The 22959-nt window shown below is 39.3% G+C and carries 29 protein-coding genes; 27 read left to right on the plus strand and 2 right to left on the minus strand.

The window, feature by feature from the left end; all coding sequences use genetic code 11:
- Window positions 1–21: 21 nt before the first annotated feature.
- Window positions 22–966 (minus strand): DUF1385 domain-containing protein, encoded by a 945-nt coding sequence (locus ACFVSW_RS16135; protein WP_387317683.1) that lies wholly within the window; start codon window positions 964–966, stop codon window positions 22–24.
- A 279-nt stretch (window positions 967–1245) separates the two neighbouring features.
- Between ACFVSW_RS16135 and ACFVSW_RS16140 the strand changes: the two genes are divergently transcribed.
- From ACFVSW_RS16140 to ACFVSW_RS16215, 16 genes are all read left to right on the plus strand, one after another.
- Entirely contained in the window at window positions 1246–1743 is a 498-nt protein-coding gene (locus tag ACFVSW_RS16140; protein WP_387317684.1) for a YqhR family membrane protein, read from the plus strand.
- 78 nt (window positions 1744–1821) lie between these two features.
- Window positions 1822–2883, plus strand: a complete 1062-nt coding sequence (locus ACFVSW_RS16145) for a M24 family metallopeptidase (RefSeq protein WP_387317685.1) — start codon at window positions 1822–1824, stop codon at window positions 2881–2883.
- 21 nt (window positions 2884–2904) lie between these two features.
- Entirely contained in the window at window positions 2905–3462 is a 558-nt protein-coding gene (gene efp, locus ACFVSW_RS16150; protein WP_387317686.1) for an elongation factor P, read from the plus strand.
- A gap of 166 nt (window positions 3463–3628) precedes the next feature.
- Window positions 3629–4078 carry a PCYCGC motif-containing (lipo)protein gene (locus ACFVSW_RS16155; RefSeq protein WP_387317687.1) on the plus strand — a complete coding sequence of 150 codons (450 nt, stop codon included), beginning with the start codon at window positions 3629–3631 and terminating at the stop codon, window positions 4076–4078.
- Window positions 4079–4087: 9 nt separating this feature from the next.
- The gene (locus ACFVSW_RS16160; RefSeq protein WP_387317688.1) at window positions 4088–4771 is read left to right on the plus strand and encodes a c-type cytochrome; all 684 of its coding nucleotides are present in this window, start codon (window positions 4088–4090) and stop codon (window positions 4769–4771) included.
- Window positions 4772–5003: 232 nt separating this feature from the next.
- Window positions 5004–6062, plus strand: a complete 1059-nt coding sequence (locus ACFVSW_RS16165) for a hypothetical protein (protein WP_387317689.1) — start codon at window positions 5004–5006, stop codon at window positions 6060–6062.
- Window positions 6063–6075: 13 nt separating this feature from the next.
- Entirely contained in the window at window positions 6076–6528 is a 453-nt protein-coding gene (locus ACFVSW_RS16170) for a cytochrome c maturation protein CcmE (protein ID WP_387317690.1), read from the plus strand.
- 25 nt (window positions 6529–6553) lie between these two features.
- On the plus strand, window positions 6554–8536 hold the full coding sequence (locus ACFVSW_RS16175) for a heme lyase CcmF/NrfE family subunit (RefSeq protein ID WP_387317691.1): 1983 nt from the start codon (window positions 6554–6556) through the stop codon (window positions 8534–8536).
- A gap of 1 nt (window position 8537) precedes the next feature.
- Window positions 8538–9044 carry a cytochrome c-type biogenesis protein gene (locus ACFVSW_RS16180; protein ID WP_387317692.1) on the plus strand — a complete coding sequence of 169 codons (507 nt, stop codon included), beginning with the start codon at window positions 8538–8540 and terminating at the stop codon, window positions 9042–9044.
- A gap of 12 nt (window positions 9045–9056) precedes the next feature.
- Entirely contained in the window at window positions 9057–9431 is a 375-nt protein-coding gene (locus tag ACFVSW_RS16185; protein ID WP_387317693.1) for a hypothetical protein, read from the plus strand.
- The gene (locus ACFVSW_RS16190) at window positions 9428–10423 is read left to right on the plus strand and encodes a hypothetical protein (protein WP_387317694.1); all 996 of its coding nucleotides are present in this window, start codon (window positions 9428–9430) and stop codon (window positions 10421–10423) included. The genes ACFVSW_RS16185 and ACFVSW_RS16190 overlap by 4 nt, the downstream gene beginning before the upstream one ends.
- A gap of 22 nt (window positions 10424–10445) precedes the next feature.
- A complete protein-coding gene (locus ACFVSW_RS16195) occupies window positions 10446–11150 on the plus strand; it encodes an ABC transporter ATP-binding protein (protein ID WP_387317695.1) in 705 nt (234 codons plus the stop codon).
- Complete coding sequence (locus tag ACFVSW_RS16200; RefSeq protein WP_387317696.1) at window positions 11147–11827, plus strand: heme exporter protein CcmB; 681 nt, start codon at window positions 11147–11149, stop codon at window positions 11825–11827. Before ACFVSW_RS16195 ends, ACFVSW_RS16200 begins: the two co-directional genes overlap by 4 nt.
- Before the next feature lie 3 nt (window positions 11828–11830).
- Complete coding sequence (locus tag ACFVSW_RS16205) at window positions 11831–12592, plus strand: cytochrome c biogenesis protein (RefSeq protein WP_387317697.1); 762 nt, start codon at window positions 11831–11833, stop codon at window positions 12590–12592.
- A 12-nt stretch (window positions 12593–12604) separates the two neighbouring features.
- Complete coding sequence (locus tag ACFVSW_RS16210) at window positions 12605–12736, plus strand: CcmD family protein (protein WP_387317698.1); 132 nt, start codon at window positions 12605–12607, stop codon at window positions 12734–12736.
- Between the two features lie 48 nt (window positions 12737–12784).
- Window positions 12785–13294, plus strand: coding sequence for a TlpA family protein disulfide reductase (locus tag ACFVSW_RS16215; RefSeq protein ID WP_387317699.1), 510 nt, complete (start codon window positions 12785–12787; stop codon window positions 13292–13294).
- A 233-nt stretch (window positions 13295–13527) separates the two neighbouring features.
- On the opposite strand, the gene ACFVSW_RS16220 is transcribed toward ACFVSW_RS16215, so the two are convergent.
- Window positions 13528–14202 carry an SIMPL domain-containing protein gene (locus tag ACFVSW_RS16220; protein ID WP_387317700.1) on the minus strand — a complete coding sequence of 225 codons (675 nt, stop codon included), beginning with the start codon at window positions 14200–14202 and terminating at the stop codon, window positions 13528–13530.
- Window positions 14203–14416: 214 nt separating this feature from the next.
- Here ACFVSW_RS16220 and spoIIIAA point away from each other — a divergent pair, with 214 nt between their 5' ends.
- From spoIIIAA to ACFVSW_RS16275, 11 genes are all read left to right on the plus strand, one after another.
- On the plus strand, window positions 14417–15340 hold the full coding sequence (spoIIIAA, locus tag ACFVSW_RS16225) for a stage III sporulation protein AA (RefSeq protein WP_387317701.1): 924 nt from the start codon (window positions 14417–14419) through the stop codon (window positions 15338–15340).
- Window positions 15341–15856: a stage III sporulation protein SpoIIIAB gene (gene spoIIIAB / locus ACFVSW_RS16230; protein WP_387317702.1), complete on the plus strand. Its 516-nt coding sequence runs from the start codon at window positions 15341–15343 to the stop codon at window positions 15854–15856.
- Between the two features lie 11 nt (window positions 15857–15867).
- Window positions 15868–16071, plus strand: a complete 204-nt coding sequence (gene spoIIIAC, locus ACFVSW_RS16235) for a stage III sporulation protein AC (RefSeq protein ID WP_007084610.1) — start codon at window positions 15868–15870, stop codon at window positions 16069–16071.
- A 16-nt stretch (window positions 16072–16087) separates the two neighbouring features.
- A complete protein-coding gene (spoIIIAD, locus tag ACFVSW_RS16240) occupies window positions 16088–16477 on the plus strand; it encodes a stage III sporulation protein AD (RefSeq protein ID WP_193392260.1) in 390 nt (129 codons plus the stop codon).
- A 13-nt stretch (window positions 16478–16490) separates the two neighbouring features.
- Entirely contained in the window at window positions 16491–17690 is a 1200-nt protein-coding gene (gene spoIIIAE, locus ACFVSW_RS16245) for a stage III sporulation protein AE (protein WP_387317703.1), read from the plus strand.
- Between the two features lie 11 nt (window positions 17691–17701).
- Window positions 17702–18331, plus strand: a complete 630-nt coding sequence (gene spoIIIAF / locus ACFVSW_RS16250) for a stage III sporulation protein AF (RefSeq protein WP_387317704.1) — start codon at window positions 17702–17704, stop codon at window positions 18329–18331.
- Window positions 18324–18974 (plus strand): stage III sporulation protein AG, encoded by a 651-nt coding sequence (gene spoIIIAG, locus ACFVSW_RS16255; protein ID WP_387317705.1) that lies wholly within the window; start codon window positions 18324–18326, stop codon window positions 18972–18974. The genes spoIIIAF and spoIIIAG overlap by 8 nt, the downstream gene beginning before the upstream one ends.
- Window positions 18975–18989: 15 nt before the next feature.
- On the plus strand, window positions 18990–19541 hold the full coding sequence (locus ACFVSW_RS16260; RefSeq protein ID WP_387317706.1) for a SpoIIIAH-like family protein: 552 nt from the start codon (window positions 18990–18992) through the stop codon (window positions 19539–19541).
- A gap of 943 nt (window positions 19542–20484) precedes the next feature.
- Window positions 20485–21000, plus strand: coding sequence for an acetyl-CoA carboxylase biotin carboxyl carrier protein (accB, locus tag ACFVSW_RS16265; RefSeq protein ID WP_387317707.1), 516 nt, complete (start codon window positions 20485–20487; stop codon window positions 20998–21000).
- 18 nt (window positions 21001–21018) lie between these two features.
- The gene (gene accC, locus ACFVSW_RS16270) at window positions 21019–22374 is read left to right on the plus strand and encodes an acetyl-CoA carboxylase biotin carboxylase subunit (RefSeq protein WP_387317708.1); all 1356 of its coding nucleotides are present in this window, start codon (window positions 21019–21021) and stop codon (window positions 22372–22374) included.
- 21 nt (window positions 22375–22395) lie between these two features.
- A complete protein-coding gene (locus ACFVSW_RS16275; RefSeq protein WP_387317709.1) occupies window positions 22396–22803 on the plus strand; it encodes an Asp23/Gls24 family envelope stress response protein in 408 nt (135 codons plus the stop codon).
- The last annotated feature ends 156 nt before the right edge of the window (window positions 22804–22959 follow it).

The raw sequence follows: 22959 nt of genomic DNA on the forward strand, positions 1-22959 counted from the left end.
TAAACACATGAAAACTAAGATTTAGACAATTTCTTTATTTTCTATTTCGTACTCAGTTTCCTTTTCTCTTCTTAGCAGTTCATTAAAGGAAAGAATTGCTACTTCAACTTGGTCATTATTTGGCTCTTTTGTCGTTAACAGCTGGAGCCAAAGTCCGGGATAGCCTAAATACTTCAACACGGGAATATCTCTTAGCTTGTTAGTAACCTGAAGGACTTCAAAAGAAATGCCCAGTACAACAGGTATTAAAAGAAGACGATCGACAACCCTTAACCAGAGCGGTGTCGTAGGAACCAGCATATAGACAAAAACACCAACGATGACAGTAAATAGGATGAAACTGCTGCCGCAGCGATAATGCAGGCGGGAATGGGCCTGAACATTTTCAACGGTCAGCTCTGCCCCTGATTCATAGGTGTTAATTACTTTATGCTCAGCACCATGATATTGAAACACTCTTTTGATAAGCGGGGTTAGCGAGACAAAATAGATATAGCATAGGAGCAGTACAAGCTTAAAAAACCCCTCCACTAAAACCTGTGCAAAATCCGATGGAAATATTGGTTTCGTTAGAACTGCTAGGAAAACAGGGACTAATGTAAAGGCAAATTTTCCAAATAAGAATGAAATCACTCCTATCGCAGCAACTCCTAAGTACATTGTCAGCTTAGAGACTTCTTTTTCCTTTATTGTATCATCGTCTTTTGGGTCGACATCAAATCTTTCAGTAGAAAAGTTTAAATGTTTTGATCCATTGGCACTAGCTTCAATAATAGCAATGATTCCACGAAGGAAAGGGATTTTTTTTAAGCTCGTTAAAGCTGGATTTGCTTTCCGCGGTAAATGAAAGTATTCAACAGAGCGATCTTTTCTGCGAACTGCAGTCACATAATGATGTTTCCCGCCAAACATGACTCCTTCAACGACCGCTTGGCCGCCATAAACAGGTTTTTGAGAATTGGACATGTAGTTTAACACCAACCTATATCAAAAGTTGCACAATAGCAGAAATAAAATCTGTTTGTACTTACTTTTATTCTACTAGAAAAATGAAAAAACCTCTAGGATGACATAATATTTCCATTTAAAATTAGAAAAAATATTTTTACATGTAAGGATTAACATTCTAAGGGCATAATATTATCGAATTTAGTATAGATTTTCCATTTTTATTGTGATACTTGAACAATCACCTCTAGTGATAAGCACAATCCCAAAAACTTAAAGTAAACGGAGGATGGTACAATGGTAAATGAACAGGAAAGTGTAAATTATCCGAAACCGATGTCTTTTTTGGCTATGGTATTTTGGACCGGTTTATTTGGAGGGGTTTTTTGGGGAACGGTTGGCTTTTTTGCCTACTATTTTAATTTTACAGAAATTCGTCCAAATGTCATACTGGAACCATGGGCTCTGGGAGATTGGAAAATTGGGTGGCTGGGAACTGTGATATCCATTATTTTCCTGGGCGTGTTTTCTGTTGTCGCTGCCTTTATTTATTATGCATGTCTAAAAAAGTTCAAAGGATATTGGTTCGGTATTGGCTATGGAATCGTTTTGTTCTTATTAGTGTTTTTTATTCTAAATCCTCTATTTCCCGGGATAAAACCGTTTAACGATTTAAACATCGATACAATCATAACCTCGATTTGCTTATATATCCTATATGGAATTTTCATTGGTTATTCCATTAATTACGAGTATCAAATTAATAATGTACAAGAGAAAGAGGCTTCAACTTAAGTTCGGATTAGTCGGAATTGTTAGGTTGTGATAAAATATTTTTGTCCTTATAGGATTAGAAAAGGAGAGTGGAGACGATTGGAAAAAATAGAAAGACTAAGATCCAATTTTTCAAATCACGGAATTGATGGGATTCTGATAACAAGCCCATTTAACCGCCGCTACATATCAAACTTTACTGGCTCTGCCGGCGTTGTATTAATTAGTGCTGATAAGGCACAGTTTATTACCGATTTCCGTTATATTGAACAGGCCGCAAAGCAATGCCAAGGATTTGAAATTGTAAAATTTTCTAGTTCCATTCCTGAAGAAGTCGCGCGACTTGCAAAAAATTTAGGGATTCAGAAACTTGGTTTTGAAGAGGATTACTTAACATGCTCCTCTTTTAAATTATATGATAAAGAAGTGGAAGCTGAACTTGTTCCTATCACAGGAGTCATTGAAAAATTACGCTTGATAAAGACCGATGCAGAGATTAAGATATTAAAGGTAGCGGCAGATATTGCCGATGCAGCTTTTAAACATATTTTGGATTTTATTCGACCTGGAAAAACGGAATTAGAGGTATCGAATGAATTAGAGTTCTTTATGAGAAAGGCCGGCGCGACTTCATCTTCCTTTGATACGATTGTTGCTTCAGGGTATCGCTCTGCACTTCCACATGGTGTTGCGAGTGATAAAGTAATTGAAGCTGGCGATTTCGTCACAATGGATTATGGTGCTTACTATAATGGGTATGTATCTGATATCACACGGACAGTTGCTGTGGGTGACCCGGACGGGAAGCTAAGAGAAATTTATGAGATTGTTCTTGAAGCACAACTAAGAGGTATGGCTGGAATCAAACCTGGGATTACAGGTAAGGAAGCAGATGCGTTAACAAGAGACTACATAACAGAAAAGGGTTATGGAGAATACTTTGGGCATTCAACAGGACATGGTATTGGACTTGAGGTTCACGAAGGTCCTAGTCTTTCGATGAAATCTGAAGTTATTTTAGAAACGGGAATGATGGTAACATGTGAACCAGGTATTTACATTCCCGGACTAGGCGGCGTTCGTATTGAAGATGATACGTTATTAACCGAAGATGGGAACCAAGCCCTTACTCATTCTACAAAAGAACTAATTATATTGTAAAACCATAGGAGGATATTAAAGATGATTTCTGTTAACGATTTTAAAACAGGTTTAACAATTGAAGTGGATGGCGGCCTATGGCGCGTTTTGGATTTCCAACACGTTAAGCCAGGTAAGGGAGCAGCATTTGTTCGCTCCAAGCTGCGTAACCTTCGTAATGGAGCGATTCAAGAAAAAACCTTCCGTGCTGGCGAGAAAGTAGAAAAAGCACAAATTGATAACCGCAAAATGCAATATTTGTATGCAAGCGGTGATCAACATGTATTTATGGATATGGAATCCTACGAACAGGTAGAACTTCCTGCTGCGAACATTGAATATGAACTAAAGTTTTTAAAGGAAAACATGGAAGTACACATTATGATGTTTAATTATGAAACCCTTGGTGTTGAATTACCAAACACGGTTGTTTTAGAAGTAACGGAAACTGAGCCGGGGATTAAAGGGGATACATCTTCTGGCGGAACAAAGTCCGCTACCCTTGAAACAGGACTTCATGTGCAAGTTCCTTTCTTTATCAACCAAGGTGACAAGTTAATCATTAATACATCAGAAGCAGCTTACGTTTCTCGTGCGTAATTAGTTTAAAGGTCTTACTCCGAAAATATCGGAGAAAGGCCTTTTTTCTATATTAAAGGAATCTATCTTAAAAACTTCACTAAATAGTAAGAATTTGCAACTATTTATGTAATCGCTTTTTGTTAAGATTATATTGTATAAATGAATAGGAAGAGGTGATACAACAATGAAACGAATTACCGCTCTTTTATTTTTCTGTTTTACAATAGCCCTGATAGCTGCAGGCTGCGGTTCCAAACTCGATAACGAAAAATGGGCACTTGATAAAAAGCATAAGCCATTACCTGATTATGTTTTAAGTTCTTCAGAAAAAGTTCAAGAAACATACGTAATGGCAGCAACGTATCCTGAAGTCATAGCATCTGTCCCTTGCTATTGTGGTTGCAGTGTAGAGGGTCATAAGAGTAATCTTGATTGTTTTGTTAAGCAAGTTGGTGGAGAAAATGCAGTAACAGAATGGGATTCGCACGGTATATCATGTGACACCTGTGTTGATATAGCCAGGGATGCAGTAGATATGCATCTTGACGGTAAAAGCCCCAAGAAAATTCATGATTTAATCACGAAGAAATATGAAAATTACGGGGAACCAACTCCAACACCTGAACCAAAGTAGGTAGTAGCCATGAAAAAAATATTAATCGGAAGTTATGTTTTGATTATTATTGGAGTTATTTTTGGCATTGGAAATAGTGGTATTTTTGACAGCGAGAATTCAAAAGCGATTGCTTCAGGGGAAAAAGTCTATATCAAAAATTGTCTTGTCTGTCACGGTGAAACAGGAAAAGGCGAAGGGTCAAACGCGGGGACTGCCATTAATAATCAGCATTTTTTAAGTGTTGTATCCGATAAAGACCTTTATAATTACGTGAAATATGGCAGAGAAGGTACCGCAATGCCTGCTTATGGTCCAAGATTGTCGGAAAAGGATTTGGACAACCTAACAGCGTTTATGAGAAATTGGCAAACAAAAGAGCTTGAATTTAATGTGCCAAAAACGGTACCCGGTGATCCTGATCGTGGTATGAAACAATACAATGTCTATTGTCTAAACTGTCATGGTGAGGCAGGAGCTGGCAAAATTAAAATGGGCACGGCTCTTTCTAATCCGCAATATTTAAAATATACAACAGATAAGCAAATCTGGATTGCCACCGCATATGGGCGCGAAGAAACAAAGATGGGTCCGTCATTAAAGGGCCAGGAAGGTGTGCGCCAGTTAAAGAAGCAAGATATTTCAGACATCATAAGTTATATACGTTCAATAAAAGAAAAAAAGCGCGCCCCTAACGATTACCTGAAACCTTGAGCCATGCAAATGGGCTCGAGGTTTTTTTATATAAATGGCGCTTTCGCTTTTCTAATTGTGTCAACTTTGTGGTGGTTTTTTGACGAAAAGAGAACGTTTTTCATCCTTTAACAAAATGTTCAAGAGTGTCTCAACAATTAGGGTTGGATAACGATTATATTTATTTCAAAGAGGACTATAGTGGAAAATAATGCTCCCTAGTGATGAGTTTTCCATATCAAGGAGGATTAATATGAGTAAGAAAAAGTGGTTGGCATTATTCGTTACTGCATCATTTGTCTCTAGCTTTATCCTACCAAAGGCAAGTGCTGAAACAGCCTTTCAGGCAGAAAAATTTCCGATGAAGGAAATGCAAGTTCAAGTTATGCCAGAGTTTGATTACCCCGAGGATTGGGAATCCAGAGATGTTCCTTCATTACTAGTAGGTCAGTACGGAACGATTACAAACAAAAGCGGCCAAGATTATGATGGAAAAATTGAAATTTCCGTTCCTGCTAATGATAAAGGCTTTGAAGCTGCTTTAGTTGCAGAATTTCCAGAGGAAAACAAACCAGAAGTACAGCGTCCATTTGATGTTGATAAAGAAAAGGGAATCATTAGCTGGAAACCAGCAAAACCGATTAAAAATAACGAGGCTTACAAATTTGTCATCGAATATTACACGAAAACAATTGATGTAAGGGACAAAAAGAGCTTTACATATCAACTCATCAACAATGCTGATATCGATCTGCTTGATGTTATCTTCTATGCGCCAATGAACGCTATGGATATTCAGTTAGAACCGAAGGCGCCAAACAATTCCAAAAATGACTATGGAGAAGAGCTTTACTACTATCAATACAAAAATGTAAAAGCCGGAGAAAACTTGAACTATACCTTCACATATAAGAAAGATGGCACGGAATCAACAATGGAAGCAATTAACAAAGCGCAGCCGCCAAATGATGAAAACCATACAGGAGTAAATGGGACTGCAACAGATCAAGTTTTGAGTGGCGGAAAGGACAGCTCAAAACGTCCAATTATCGGAGTTGGCGGTGCATCGATTATTGGAATCGCGATTATTATCGCGGGTCTATTCGTTTACCTGGGATTGAAAGGTAACGCAAAGTCAACTCCTACAGCAGCAAAGGGTCCAAAACATAATAAACAGCAGCCAAAGAAACCAACTGAAAAAAGAGATAACAAAGTTGCAAATGCTGAGGAAAAAAAGGAACTCCGCAAGAAACTCTTAACCGGAAAGATAGACCAAGAAATGTACGAAGAAGAAATGAAGAAATTAATCTAATGAGGTGTGAAGGATGAAAAAAAACACGATTGTCATGCTAGGCGGTTTTATTATTGCAGGGGCCATTGTTTTCTTACTGATGGCAGCAACACCTGGCTCTAGTGGGGTGGAGTTGACAATGAAAGAGCTGCTCGCTACTCAGAATCAGCATAAAGATGATTTTGTTACGGTAGAAGGTTTATTAATTGAAGACTCGATTAAATGGAATCCTGACAAAATTGAGTTGAAATTTGATGTGAAAAATAACGAAGGCCAGGTTATGCATGTTATTCATAACGGACCAAAACCAGATAACTTCTCTGAAGGTGTGATCACTATTCTTCAAGGATCTCCTACAAAGAAAGATACTTTTGAAGCAGAGTCAGTGAAAACGAGATGTCCTTCAAAATACGAAGGAAAAGATGTAAAGGACTATGATCCTGAAACACATAAAGATATGTTAAATCAACCACCGAAAGAAAAATAACAGGCAAACTTAAGAAGGTGACGAAATGTTTTTATTTGCTAACGCAACCATTTATATCGGATTAGCCATTGCAATTTATTCACTCCTCATTATCACATTGGGGATTAGTACAAAAAATCAGAAGTTTATTAACAGCGGTAAAGGCGGTTTGATTGCATTATTTGTCTGTGCAGCACTTGCAATGCTTTCCTTGTTCTACCTCTTAGCAACATCACAATTTCAATATGAATACGTTCATGATTATACCAGCAGTGAGCTGCCAATCATTTATAAATTAACTGCCTTATGGGCTGGTAACGCTGGTTCCTTGCTATTGTGGACCTTCTTCTTAACGCTATACCTGGTAATGATTGTTTTTTCAAGGAAGATGAAAGGAAATCCGATGGTTCCGTATATTTCAGCTATTCTTTTGGCTAACGCGGTTTTCTTCTTCTTTATCCTAGGGTTTGTAGCAAAACCTTTCCTTCTATTAGATACTGTTCCAATCGAAGGGAAAGGTCTAAATCCAATGCTCCAAAACCCTGGAATGATTATTCATCCAGTAACACTGTACCTTGGGTATGTCGGTCTTGCCATTCCATTCGCCTTTGCGATGGCAGCCCTAATCTTGAAAAATGTCGATGATTTCTGGATAAAAGCAACGAGACGCTGGACAATTATTGCTTGGTTGTTTTTAAGTCTTGGAAATATTTTTGGCGGCCAGTGGGCATATGTAGAGCTTGGCTGGGGCGGCTACTGGGCATGGGATCCAGTTGAAAATGCGTCGTTTATGCCATGGTTGACGGCTACTGCCTTCTTACATTCCGTCATGATTCAAGAACGAAAAAACATGCTGAAAATATGGAATATCAGCCTAATCATCGTTTCTTACGCACTGACACTCTTTGGAACATTCCTAGTACGAAGCGGCGTTTTGACTTCAGTCCATGCGTTTGCTAATTCAAATCTAGGATTATACTTCTTAATCTTTATGGCTGTAGCCGTAATCCTAGCATTATATGTGTTAATGAGCCGCTACAATATGCTTAAACGCAGCGCCGGTGAATTCCAATCGTTTGTCTCAAAAGAAAGCAGCTTCCTGGTTAACAATCTATTATTAGTTGGTGCCGCATTTGCTGTCTTCTGGGGAACGATTTTCCCACTAGTTTCTGAAGCTGTCCGTGGAACGAAGGTAACAGTGGGGCTTCCATTCTTTAATAAAGTAGAAGCGCCAATCCTATTATCAATGATGTTTGTTATGGCAGTTTGTCCAATGCTTGCCTGGCAGCGGTCAACGGTAAAAAATTTGAAGAAAAACTTCATGATGCCTGCTATCCTTGCTGTTCTTGGGATGATTCTAATGGTTTTGTTAGGTATCCAAAAAGCATGGGCAGTCATTGGCTACGGAGTTATTATTCTATTATTAATCACCCACTACTTAGAGTTTTATCGAGGTGTCAAAGCTAGAAGGAAAATGACGAAAGAAACACCTTTTGTTGCGTTGTACCGATTAATGATACGAAATCGCCGCAGGTATGGAGGATACATCGTCCACCTTGGCATCGCGTTTATTACCATGGGGATTATCGGCTCACAAAACTATGACTTAGAGACGATGAAGACAGTTGGTTTGGGACAATCGATTGAAATTAAGGATTACCGACTCAATTACGAGCGTCTCGATCAAAAAAGAGAAGGTATTAACGATATTGTTTATGCAGATATAACGGTTTTCAAAAATGGTAAAAAACTTGGTTCCTTCCAACCGGAAAAAGTTTTTTATGGCAACTGGGAACAGCCTTCTTCCGAGGTAGCCATCATCTCTTCAATCAAGGAAGACTTATATATTGTATTAAGTGCTTGGGAAGACGATGGCAAAGCAACCTTTGTCGTAAAGGTTAATCCAATGATGAACTGGTTATGGTTTGGTTCTTTCATGATTGTCATTGGTGCTCTGTTCGCGGTTTGGAACGGAAAATATGGTAATGTCACTCCGAGATACACAGGAGTACGTAGAGAGGTGTCTTAATATGAAAAATAAAATTTATATAGGGCTCCTCCTTATAGCGTTTATCTTTCAAGGATCAATATTCCAGGTGGAGGCCAGACAAATAAACTATAAATCTGCCGAATTTAAAGCCGTCGCTTCCCAATTCGCCTGCACATGCGGCTGCGGACAAGATCATTATGAATGCGATCCCAATACGTGTAATCTTACAACCGAGTTTAAAAAAGACCTTGTTGAGATGATGAACAAGGGCTGGGATAAGGATAAAATCCGTAAATACTATGTCAATATTTATGGGGAAGAAATATTGACTTCTCCAGAGAAAAGCGGTTTTAGCTTAATGGCTTGGGTTCTTCCATTTGTAGTATTAGGAGCAGGTGCAGCGGCTTTGTTTATCATCATTCGGAAATGGGTGAAGAAAAAAGGAGCAGAAGAAGTAGTAGTCACTGAATATGAGAACACCGAGGATGAAGTAGAAGGGGAAATTCTTTCTTCTATGATCGATGAAGAACGCAAAAAGTATCTTTAGGATGTGAACAAAATGCATGATATCACAATCATTTCAATGAGTTTTACAGCCGCATTGGCGCTTGTCTGTTTGTTTCTAATATTGTCACCGTTATTTAAGTGGGATACTTATTTACATGTTAGTACTAAAAATCAAGATTTAGCCTCGACGAAAGAAGCGCTTTTGACCACTCTTAATGAAATAGAGTTTGAGTACAAAATGGATAAAATCTCACACGCCGATTACAAAAATTTAAAGAAACAATACGAATTAGAAGTAGCAAGCATTATGAAAGAAGAAGAACAAATAATGGATAAACAAGTGGACCAAGAATTAATGGCCGAAGTGGAAAAAGAAATTGAAGCTCAAATGAAAAGCTATCAAAGTAAAAAGGGGGAAGGGAAGTGATCAGGAAAATCACCGTTCTCCTCCTTGGGCTTATGCTGCTAATACCGTTTAACGGTTTGGCAGCATCTGATTCCAAGATCATAATTGATATGCAATATATTGTTGTTGGCCCAACTGACGATGGCTCGACCTATTTTAATAATCGGGGCTTCTATTTAAACACAACAGCTGATGAATATAAAGGTGATGGAAAAAGTGAGGCTGTTTTAAACGTAACCCTTCCTAAAGGAGCTAAGGATCTAGATTTTACTGAAAATAAAATCGCTTCTAAGCAAGTTGATACTGGCTTTATTACAACTACTCCCATAACGGGAGATCAAAGGATTGAGCTTCCCTATAGCTATAGAGTAGAAAAAGGGAAGGACATCAATTTATCCTTTGATTATACGGTAAAATCGTTAATCTTCCTTGTTGAAGAAGGGAAAGGCAGTCTCGAAATGAGCGGGATTCAAGCCGTTAACCCAGAGCTGCTAAATATGGATGGTAAGAATTTTTGGATTTACACATTAGAAGATATTCAAGCAAACTCGCCATTTTCACTTGTTTACAACAAAGACGTACAGCCTACTAAAAAGGATACGGAACAGAAGCAAACAACTAGTGACAATGGGACAAATGGTGCTGTTACCCATACTGCACCAGCTTTCCATAATCCCGGCCACCTAAGAATGTGGGCGCAGTCACCATTACATCGTTTTAACCCACACGTCTTTTTGATTATTATAGGGGCCATTGTCATCGCGGGAATATCCTATTTTGCTTACTTCAGAAGGAAAGCTAGATTGGAAGAGGAACGACTTGGGGCTGATAAGGAAGAGAAGGCCTTTAAGCAGTTAATGGCGAAGCAAAAGGCCATAATGGATAAGATTATCGAACTAGAAGAAACCTTCGGTGATGGGAAGCTTTCCGAAGCTGAGTACCATGCCAAGCTAGCTGCCTACAAACAGCATTTAGTCCAGGTAAAGTTAAATTTACGTAATTATATCGAATAACAGCTTGTTGGGAGTGACCCTTATGATAGAAATAAAAAAACTGACGAAGCAAGCTGATAATAAGCTAATCTTACGAGGTGTTGACCTCTCCATCAAAAAAGGGGAAACCGTTGCGATAATAGGACCAAACGGTGCTGGTAAAAGTACACTGCTTAAGGTTTTGGCAACGCTGATTAAGCCGACATCAGGCCTAATCAAGATTAATGGCTTGGATTTGAAAAAAAATCATATTGACATCAAAAAACTATTAGGTTATTTACCCCATTCCAGCTTGCTATATGATCATTACTCGCCGTTAGAGAACCTTGTTTTCTTTGGAAATATATACGGGGTCGATGATGTAGAGCAAAGAGCGATTAAGCTTGTAAAGGAAGTTGGTTTATCATTCTTTTTAAATGAACCAGTGAAGAATTTCTCACGCGGCATGATTCAGCGGATTGCCATCGCCCGTGCGATTATCCATGATCCGGAGATTCTGCTGCTGGATGAACCACATACCGGTCTGGATCAGGGAGCTATTTCCATTCTCAATAATGTGATTCTTTCCATGAAGGAAAAAGGTGCGACAACATTAATGGTAACCCATGATTTCAAACAAGCAGCGGAAATCTGCGATCGGATTATCATTGTGAAAAACGGCAAAATTGTCGATGATTTCACTATTGAAAATCGCAACTTAGGTTTTGTTTCTGAAAAATATGAGCTTCAAGTGGAGGGGGTATCATGAACCTATTCCGCACGGCCCTGATACTTGCAAAAAAAGATTTATATTCTGAGTTAAAAACAAAACAAATCTTAACAACACAAATTATTTTTGCAGGACTTGTTATTGTTGTTTTCAGCTTTGCTTTTGACCCTGCTAATAACACGACGAAGGCTGTCATTCCGGGAGTCATTTGGGTCATTATCGTATTTGCTGGAATTTTGGGCCTTAACCGCTCGTTTATTTCCGAGCAGCGAAATGATACGATGCAAGGTTTGTTGGTTGCACCAATGGAGGCTGCGAGCATTTACTTAGGAAAGTTCTTAGCCAATTTCGCGATGATGCTTGTGGTTGAACTCGTTTCCATTCCGTTTTTATTTTTACTATTTGATTTCAAGTTTCTCGGCAGCGTACCCTATTTTATTTTAGTAGTTTTCTTAGGCAGTTTTGGTTTTATCGCAATTGGGACGTTCTTAGCCGCCTTAGCTGCTAACTCTAAGAGCAGTGAAATGCTGCTGCCACTGTTGCTTTTTCCAATCACAACGCCAATCCTAATCGGTGTTGTCCAGGCGACGAAAATCATTTTAACGAATGCCGAAAAGCTTTCGAGTGCGATTGCCTGGATTCAATTGGTTACAGCGTATGATGTTATCTTCTTTGTTGTTTGTTTCTTATTAATCGATTATGTGCTGGAGGTTTAAGTGATGAGTATGAATCTCGAACGAGAGAAAGCGATGCTCCCTGGAACACCGTTGACTAGTGTGAAATCAGCGAATCTATCAAAAATTCTGTTTGGTGGAACAGTCATTTCCATGCTGGTATCTCTATATTTTATCTTTATCTTTGCGGCGGAAGAATCAACGATGCATGCCGCACAAAAAATCTTTTATTTCCATGTTAGCTCTGCATGGCTTGCTTTCATGGCGTTTTTCGTAACCTTTTTATTCAGTATTTTGTTCTTAATCAAGCGCAAACGAATTTTTGACACTTATGCCTATGTTTCAGCAGAAATTGGTGTTGTTTTTACCATTATTGTCTTAACAACTGGACCAATATGGGCAAGGTCAGCTTGGAATACCTGGTGGGTGTGGGAACCGCGTCTTATTACGACATTAATCCTTTTCTTTATCTACATTGCCTACATTATGATTCGCCAAATGGATGGTGTTTGGGATAAAAAGGCTCGGCTTTCAGCCGTCTTTGGCATCATCGGTTTTGCTGACGTTCCGATTGTATTCTTTGCGATTCGCTGGTGGCAGACAAAGTTCCACCCAATTGTTTTTGGTGACGGGCCTTCCCAACAAGGCGGCGGGATCGAAAGCAGTATGCTTGTGGCATTGCTAGTCACGATTACAGCGTTCACGATTCTTTATGCTTACCTGCTTCAAAAGGGTGTTTCCTTTGAGAAGATGAAATTTAAAGTTGAACGATATAAAGAAAAATTAAGAGAAGAATTAGAACAATAGGAGGAATTAATCATGAATTATGAATATATGTTTGGAGCTTATTCCGTTGCTTGGGTTATCATTTTTGGTTATATGTTCATTATCGGTAAAAAACATAGCAAGCTTCAGAAGGAAATTGAGTTTTTAAAGCAGCTTGAGAAATAACAGGCTGGTTTAGCCTGTTGATTTTATCGGTGTCAGGAGGATAATACGATGAACCAGCGAGTTATCAAATTACTCGTATTGATTCTTATTTTGGGCATGTTCGGCTTTTTTGGTTATAGTATGGTAACAAAAGGAAAACATACAGATGTCGGCGATAAGGCTTACCAATTCGAGCTGCCAAATTTAGATGGAAGTACCACGAAGCTCACTGATTTTAAGGGGAAAGTGGTTATTTTGAATTATTTTGCATCATGGTGTGCCCCGTGTAAGGAAGAACTTCCGGAGCTGGAGGCATTCCAAAAAGATTATGGTGATCAATATAACCTCCTTATGATTAACCGCGGTGAGACAATGGATAAGATTAAAAAAGTTACTGAGAACAATAAAGCTGGAATGAATTATTTATTTGATTACAATGCGAAGGTTTCTAAGTTGTATAATGTTACAGGGCAGCCTGAAACATTTGTAATCGATAAACAGGGAGTCATTCGAGAGCACTACAATGGGGCTATTACCGAAATGCAATTGTATAATTGGGCAAAGAAATATGATAACTAATTAAACAAGGATTGAACCTGCTCCGGTTCAATCCTTGTTTTAATGGCTCTGTTAATAGTGAATGTTGATTTCCGTTCCAGGCGCTTCGCTTTCCGCGGGGCGGGCGGTGAGCCTCCTCGGCGCTAAAGCGCCTGCGGGGTCTCACCTGTCCCGCTGCTCCCGCAGGAGTCTCGCGCCTTCCACTCCAATCAACATTGTGTTCAAAATCAACAATGTGCTTTAACACAGCCTTTTTAATAAGTCGGCAAATAGTGAAATTCCGCTACTATATTTGCCTTTATCAGTATTTGTCCCGGCTCAAATTGAGTGGAACTAATCCCTTTAACAAGTGTTTCAGGTTGATGATAAAAGGGCTGGGCAACGGCTCCACCTTCGATGACCAAACTAGGAGTTGGAACTAGTGTCACATTTAGTGCTGCTGCAATTGTTTTCGCCTTTTCAAGCGCATTGTTAATTGCCAAGGTAAGAGACTGCTGGTAATAAGAATCTTTGTTTTTCACCTTAAATTGGATATTCGAGACATAATTTACTCCGTTTTCGACCCCAGTGTCAACCACTTTTCCTATTATTGTTAAATTTTCTATTTTCACCTGTACGATATGAGTGATTTTATAGCCGCGAAAAATTTGTTTTCCCTGCTCATAATCATAATCGGATTCAATCCGGTAATCGAATGTTTGCACATGACTATGGGGAATTCCGAGTGCTAATAAGGAATCAATAACCCTTTTTGACTCTTGAGAATTTCGCTGCTGGGCTGTTTTTAGTACCTTATTTTCAGTGACGACCCCTAAATTGACAGAGGCAGTGTCGGGTTGGACTGCTAATTCTCCGTCCCCGGTTACTTTAATCAATGAATGTCCCTTGCTTGGATGCCCATTCCTTATTGGGGGCTGGTAATTATACAAATTCTTTTCTCCTCCTTAAACCTTCGAGCTTTCTATAAAATACGGCATAACTTTGCTAAATGTTCCATTGTTAAAATTCTTCTATTTTGTCTAGTAAAAGGCTTAAGAAAATAGAATCAAAGGATAATTTTTGAAAGAATGAACAGATTTGAAAGTCATAATGCGTCCATGCAGGCATACATTTTAAATAATGAGAGACAAGGAGGAAACCTTCGTGGAAACAATTCTTAACTTCTTACCCAAAAAAATTGCCGAGCTAATCAGCCAAATCCCTCCTAATGAAAAAGAAGAATTAGAGGAAATTCGTATTCGCATTAACCGGCCTGTAGAAATGACGCTAAAGGGAGAACCAAGATTTTTATCCTATCTTATTCAACCCGAAGATGCTGTTCATTTAATGAATAAAATAAGCCAATTCTCGATCTATACGCTTGAGGAAGAGCTTAAGCGGGGATATATTACCGTTTCCGGGGGACATCGGATTGGGCTGGCTGGTAAGGTGATTCTTGAAGATGGAAAGGTGAAGGCGATTCGGGATATCTCCTCCTTTAACATAAGGATTGCCAGGGAAAAGGTGGGGATAGCTGAACCACTAATCCCTTATATTTATCAAAAGAATTGGATGCATACGATGGTTATTGGACCACCGCAAACAGGGAAAACAACATTGTTACGAGATATTGCAAGAATCATTTCTTCCGGGAACAGGGTAAAAGGCGTTCAGGCTCGTAAATTAGGCATTGTGGATGAGCGGAGTGAAATCGCTGGTTGTGTAAATGGCATACCGCAATTAACCTTTGGCCATCGGCTTGATGTCTTAGATGCCTGTCCAAAGGCTGAAGGAATGATGATGATGATTCGCTCAATGAGTCCGGAGGTCTTGATAGCCGACGAAATTGGCCGAATGGAAGACGCAGAGGCCATTCTAGAGGCGGTTCATGCGGGTATCAAATTAATTACAACTACACACGGGACGAGCATGGAAGAAATCCGGAATCGGCCTTCCCTAAACGCCATTATTGAGCAAAGAATTTTTGAGCGCTTTGTCATTCTAAGTCGTGCAGCTGGGCCAGGAACAATTACACATATTCTCGATGCAAGTGGACATGAAATGAAACTAAAAGTGAGAGTGACATGAATGATTAAGTTAATAGGAGCGATCATCATTATTGTTGCGACGACTTGGACTGGGTTTGAGGCTGCCCGAAATTTTAGTGACCGGCCTAAACAGCTAAGGGCGTTAAGGTCGGCACTGCAATCACTTGAGGCGGAAATCATGTATAGTCACACACCATTGCATGAAGCTGCCAGAAGATTAGCTGCCCAGCTTTCTAAGCCGCTTTCCCTGTTTTTTGAAGCCTTTGGGAAGAAGCTGACAGATTCAGAAACAACGGTAAAGGATGCCTGGGAAACTAGTTTAAAAGAGGTTTGGAAGTCTACGGCATTAAAGCAGGGGGAATTTGAAATTATGAAGCAATTTGGGGAAACCCTTGGCCGCCATGATCGCTTTTCCCAGCAAAAACATATAATGCTGACGCTGACACATCTTGAAAGAGAAGAAGCGGACGCCATCGACCGGCAGGCAAAATATGAAAAGATGGTCAAGAGCCTGGGCTTCTTATCAGGATTATTACTGATTATTTTATTATTTTAGGGGGAAAAGCAATGGGCTTAGAAGTGGATATTATTTTCAAAATTGCCGGTGTCGGTATAGTGGTTGCTTTTTTGCATACTGTTCTTGATCAAGTGGGTAAAAAGGAATACGCACAGTGGGTTACTTTGTTTGGATTTATTTATATTCTGTTTCAGGTGGCCTCGATTGTGGACGACCTTTTCCAAAAAATTAAGTCTGTATTCCTGTTTCAATAGAAAGGGGGGCTTTGCTATTGAAATCATTAAGATAGTCGGTGTCGCTCTCATCGCAACCTTTCTTGCCTTAATCATTAAAGAACAAAAACCAAATTTTGCCTTCCTTTTAGTTGTTTTTGTCGGCTGTGCCATTTTTCTGTTTTTAGTGGATAAGATTTTTGAAATCATTCATATGCTGGAAAAGTTAGCAGTTAATGCAAACGTGAATATGGTTTATGTTGAAACGATTCTCAAAATTATTGGGATTGCCTATATCGCTGAATTTGCGACTCAGATAACGAAGGATGCCGGTCAAGGAGCAATCGCCTCAAAAATTGAATTAGCAGGAAAAATAATCATTCTCGCCATGGCGATACCTATTCTAACCGTTTTGATTGAAACCATTATCAAACTTATTCCGAGCTAATGAGGTGTAAAAGTTGAAGCAGAGGCTGCAGATTATTCCGATTATCATTCTCTTATCCTTTTTTTTAATGATTCCAAGTGTCCAAGCTGTCGAAGAATCCAAAGACACCTCTAACCCGCTTTCTCCACAGGAATTAGTAGATTCACAGCTTAAAGGCTTAGACTTAGCGGAACTAAAACAATTTTGGGAAGATATCACCAATAAATATGGCGGCTTTCTCCCGGAAAGCCAAAAAGGAAGCTTGTATGATTTCGTAAAAGGCGATAAAAAATTCTCCTTTAAACAATGGGGGCAGGGAGTTTTAAAGTTTGCTTTCCATGAGTTTGTTGCGAATGGTAAATTACTTGGTTCGTTGATTATACTAACGATTTTTAGTATGTTCCTCCAATCAATGCAAAATGCTTTTGAGAAAAGCGCAATCAGCAAGGTTGCATATTCGATTGTCTATATGGTGCTGGTCATTCTTGCGCTTAATAGTTTCCATGTCGCTATCGATTACACAAATGAAGCCATTGGGACGATGATCTCCTTTGTGCTTGCGCTTGTGCCGTTGCTGCTGGCGTTAATAGCCGCTTCTGGAGGACTTGTTTCAGCTGCTTTCTTTCATCCAGTCGTATTATTTTTAATGAATATGAGCGGATTATTCATGCAATATATTATTCTCCCGCTCCTCTTTCTAGCTACCTTGCTTAGTATTGTCAGTACAATGTCAGAACAATATAAAGTGTCGCAGCTAGCTGCATTGCTAAGAAACTGGAGCATCGGGTTAATGGGGCTGTTCTTAACGGTATTTCTAGGTGTTATCTCTGTCCAGGGGGCTTCCGCCGCTGTATCAGATGGAGTTACCATCAGGACAGCGAAATTCGTTACCGGAAACTTCATTCCGGTCATCGGCAGAATGTTTACCGATGCTACCGATACAGTCGTTAGTGCATCTGTCCTGTTAAAAAATACGGTTGGAATTGCCGGGGTAGCTATCCTTCTAATCATCGTCGCATTCCCTGCGATTAAAATTTTGATGATTGCCTTTATCTATAAATTTGCGGCCGCCATCCTGCAGCCGTTAGGTGGCGGGCCAATCATTACCTGTCTGGATATTATCAGCAAGAGTGTTATCTATGTTTTTGCCGCACTTGGAATTGTCTCGTTGATGTTCTTTTTATGTATCACAGTTATTGTAGCTGCCGGTAATTTAACAATGATGATGAGATAGGAGGTATGAAAATGGAGTTTTTGAAAGAGTGGGTAACGAATATTATTCTGTTTATCCTGTTAGCTACAGTCATTGATATGCTCCTTCCAAATTCTAGTATGAAAAAATATACGAAAATGGTTACAGGACTGCTCTTAATCGCCATTATTCTAACCCCAATCCTTAAATTGATTTCCAAGGATTTTGAATCAGCCTTTGCTGCCATCCCAACGTATCAAGCACCAGGGGAAAAAAATATGAAAAATTTAATAGATTATAAGAAAAAAGAAATACAAGCATCCCAGAGTGCATATATTTTAAAAGACATGGCTGTCAAGCTCAAAAAGGACGCTAAAAAGGAGTTGATGGACCAATACGGATTGGAGATAGATACAATTGACCTAGCCATTAACGAAGAAAGCGACAAAGCATTTCCTGAAAACCTCCAAAAGGTTGTGGTTCTTCTGAAGCAGCCAGAAACTGGCGTGAAGACAGTCGAAGTGATTAAACAAATCGAAATTAACACAGGAACACCTCTTCCATCCAAAGGATCAACAGAAGAAACAGAACAAATAGCCGCATTTCTTTCGCAAAAATGGAACGTATCAGAAGAGTCAGTTGAGGTTTCGATTGAGGGGGGGATCAAAAAGAAAAATGGATAACAATCAAGGACCATTATCATGGCTTAAAAAACTACTCAAACTGGATGAAAAAGGTGAAAAGAAACCCGGTAAATACCAGTATATGATCCTTGTCCTTTGTATTGGTGCAGCGTTTATGTTTGTTGGCAATATTGTGTTCAAAAATGACACAAATCCTGCTTCGGTACCCGCTGCAACAAGCGGGAAAGCAGAGTCCGAGGATGTAGCTGCATTTGGCTTGAATAAGGGTTCAGGCAATAAGGCGATAGCTGAATACGAAGAAAAATATGAGAATCAACTTAGGAAGGCACTACAGGAAATGTTAGGAGTAAATGATGTTACCGTCGTAGTGAACATTGATTCAACAGATAAAAAGGTACTGGAAAAAAATCGGGTGACAAAATCACAGACCACGGATGAGGTTGATCGTGACGGCGGGCAGCGTAAAGTGGTTGATTCCTCAACAGATGAACAACTGGTGATAATCCGTGAAGGTGAAAAAGAGGTTCCGATTGTGGTAGAAACAAAAAAACCAGAGATTCGCGGTGTATTAGTGGTTGCCAAGGGCGCTGATAATATCGAGGTAAAAAAATGGATTAGGGAAGCAGTCACGAGGGTTTTAGGAGTGCCAAGCCACAGAGTCGCTGTTATGCCTAAAAAATAAAAGGGGGATTTCTTCATGCTTTTAAAAAAACAAACAGTTTGGTTATTGACAATGTTAAGTTTAGTAGTTGTACTGACGGTTTATTATATTACCTCTCCAGAGCAAAAGACGAATGAACTGGCAGCTGTACAGCAAAAGGCTAAAGATCAAAATCAAGGTAAAACAAAAACCGAAACCAAGGATGGTAAATCCGTCATTTCTTCTGTAGCGGGCGATGCTCAGTTTGAAGAACTTAAAATGAACCAGGAAGACCTCCGAAGCGAAAAGAGAGAAGATCTAACTACCCAATTAGCTTCTACCAATCTTACCGAGGAGGAAAAAAGTCAGGTAAAAGATCAAATGAATAAATTAACAGAAACAGCTCAAAAAGAAGAATTGCTTGAACATTTTATTAAAACGATGGGCTATGATGATGTACTAGTTAGAGCCGATGGGCCGGAAGTCATCGTTACAGTTATAGCCAAGAAGAAGCCATCAGTAAAAGAAGCAAATAAAATTATGCTCGAAGTGAAAAAAGAAATTGATGAAACTAACTATGTTGCAGTTGAATATGAACCATCAAAGTAAAAGGGAAGCCGCGCTTCCTCAGGCTGTCGAAAAACTTTCGATAGCCTTTTATTTCAATCCAATTCTTTAATAGTTAAACGCGTTAATTTGTTATAATTCCATTGGTATTCGGTCTTTTAACAGGTCTGTTGATTTCACAGTGTTTGAAAAATAAACGGTAAAATTCCGTTAAAATTGGGAAATATCCATATTTCCTTAAAAATAAAGGAAGTTTTTCCGTTTATATTATCTAAATCTATAGATTTTGTCTTATTTAAAGCAGTTAATCGGAATATCTCCGCTTATATCTGCTTCTTAAGCTTCCTCTATATACATTAGCAGGAAATTCTCCGCTTATGAATTCTCATACCTACACGAAAATCAACAATGAATAATAACAGAGCCTTTCTTTTAGAAAAAGTTCGTCCTTTTTATATTAAGGATAATGGGCGCCCATCTGATCCCTTCTTCTTTTTAGACAACACACTTAGCAATGTTAGAAAAGGTGTGTTGCAACTTTAGGTTGATTTGCCTCCCTGTTGATTGGAGCGGAGGGGACTCGACTCCTGCGGGATATAGAGGTCACTGGAGACCCCGCAGGCGCCATAGCGCCGAGGAGGCTCCAGGACCTCCCCGCGGAAAGCGAGTGCCAGGAGCGGAAATCAACAGGCCCAATTGCAGAGACAGATTCTGACAAATAAAAAATTGCCGAGAAAAATATCCTTTCTCGACAATCTGGGGAAGCCACGCTTCCTTTTTTTTACGTTTATATAATCATTATTGGGGAAAAATATAGTTTTGTATTGATATTGACAGTAAAAATTCCCTTTTTAAATAAAAAATATTAAGATGGAAGCATGGGGCAAAGTTAGAATTACGAATTAGATTATTGAACTTTTATAAGGTATTATCGTATAGTATTAGTAGTAAGTCCTAATTAAAGTTGTTCGAGGGGTGTTACATAATGTTAAAAGTACAAGAAATACGTGAATTGATTAAATTGGTTGACCAGTCGAGTATTGATGAATTTGTATATGAGAATGACGGTTCTAAAATCAAGATGAAGAAAAATGGTCCAGCAACAGTAACGACTGTTCAGCCAATTATACAAGCAGCTGCTCCAGCGGCATCGGCTGCCGTTCAAACAATCCAAGCAGCAGCAGTTACACCTGCAGCACATGCAGAGGAAGTAAAGCAGGAAGCTCCAAAGGTTGAAACAACCACTGAAGCTGAAACAGCAAATCTACATAAAATTACTTCACCAATGGTAGGAACTTTCTATGCCTCACCGACTCCGGATGCAGACGCATATGTGAAAGCAGGGTCACAAGTATCGAAGGATTCCATTGTGTGTATTGTTGAAGCGATGAAATTATTTAATGAAATTGAAGCAGAAGTAAATGGAGAAATTGTTGAAGTTCTTGCAAAAAATGGCCAATTAGTTGAATATGGACAGCCATTATTTTTAGTAAAGCCTTAAGTTAGGAGCGGTAACAGAATGATAAAAAAACTGTTAATTGCAAATAGAGGAGAAATTGCAGTTAGGATTATTCGCGCCTGCCGGGAAATGGGGATTGAATCTGTAGCCGTTTTCTCAGAAGCAGACCGTGAAGCATTGCATGTTCAGTTGGCTGATGAAGCCTATTGCATTGGACCTACTGCATCAAAAGACAGTTATTTAAACGTTACAAATATTATTAGTGTCGCCAAGTTAACCGGAAGTGATGCTATTCACCCGGGTTATGGTTTCTTGGCAGAAAATGCCGATTTCGCTGAACTCTGTCGTGAATGTAATATCACTTTTGTTGGACCAAGCCCGGAAGCAATCACCAAAATGGGTACAAAGGATATCGCAAGGGAAACGATGAAGGAAGCAGGGGTGCCGATCGTTCCCGGATCCACCGGAATTATTAATAACATCGACGAGGCCCTAGAACTCGTTGAAAAAATTCAGTATCCCGTCATCATTAAAGCAACAGCAGGCGGAGGCGGTAAAGGAATCCGTGTTGCCAAGAATGAGCAAGAATTAATAAAAGGCATTAACATTACCCAGCAGGAAGCGCTGACCGCTTTCGGAAATTCTGGTGTCTACATTGAAAAATATATTGAGGATTTCCGTCATGTCGAAATTCAGGTCCTTGGTGATTCTCACGGTAATACCATCCATTTAGGCGAAAGAGATTGCTCCATCCAACGCAGGCTGCAAAAGCTGCTTGAAGAAACGCCTTCACCTGCCTTGGACGGAGAAATTCGCGAGGAGATGGGGGAAGCAGCTGTAAAAGCAGCAAAAGCAGTTGCCTATTCAGGTGCCGGCACGGTAGAATTTATCTATGACTACCGCAATCGTAAATTTTATTTTATGGAGATGAACACAAGGATTCAGGTGGAGCATCCTGTTACTGAAATGGTCACTGGAATCGACCTAATTAAAGAACAAATTCGAGTGGCAAACGGCGAAAAGCTATCAATAAAACAGCAGGAAGTCACTTTTACAGGATGGGCAATTGAGTGCAGAATCAATGCTGAAAATCCAGAAAAGAATTTTCTCCCATCAGCTGGAAAGATTAAAATGTATTTGCCGCCAGGAGGTCTTGGTGTTCGTATTGATTCGGCTGCATATCCGGGATACACGATACCGCCTTATTACGATTCAATGATTGCGAAAGTCATCGCATATGGCGCCAGCAGGGAAGAGGCAATCTCAAGAATGAAACGGGCATTAAGTGAATTTGTCATTGAGGGTATAAAGACCACCATCCCATTTCATTTAAAACTGCTTGAGCATGAAAAATTCGTAGAAGGCGCGTTTAATACGAAATTCCTGGAACTGCATGATGTGATGAAGTCTATCTAATTTATGGAGGTGAATTGAAAGATGAGCGAATTTAGTGTATTAGAAATGGAGCAAGGAAATAACGGTCATGGGAAGATTGAAATTGCCCCTGAAGTAATTGAGGTCATCGCGGGGATTGCTACTTCCGAGGTGGAAGGTATTGCGGCGATGCGGGGAAATTTTGCAACAGGTGTTGTAGAACGTTTAGGAAAAAAAAATCACGGTAAAGGCGTTAAAGTGGAACTGACTGAATCAGGAATAAAGGTTGATGTGTATTGCTTGATGAAGTTTGGAGTATCCATTCCGACTGTTGCTGGGAAAGTACAAGATAACATCCGGCAAGCGCTCCTTAATATGACAGCTTTAGATGCTGAAGAAGTAAATATACATGTCGTTGGAATTCAATTTGAAACCCAAAAGAATGAACCGGAAATTGATTCAGAAATGTAAGATGAAAAACCAAAGGAGCTTAATCCTTTGGTTTTTCTTTTCCAATAATTCAAATTGAAAAAAAATTATCCTTACAGTGCGAATCTATGTTAGTTATGCTATTATCTTTTTATGTGTGAAAAAACCTTCAATTAAGTTTGTATAAAAATAGACAAA

It is taken from the genome of Neobacillus sp. NPDC058068 (genome assembly GCF_042885335.1).
GTDB lineage: Bacteria > Bacillota > Bacilli > Bacillales > Cytobacillaceae > Neobacillus.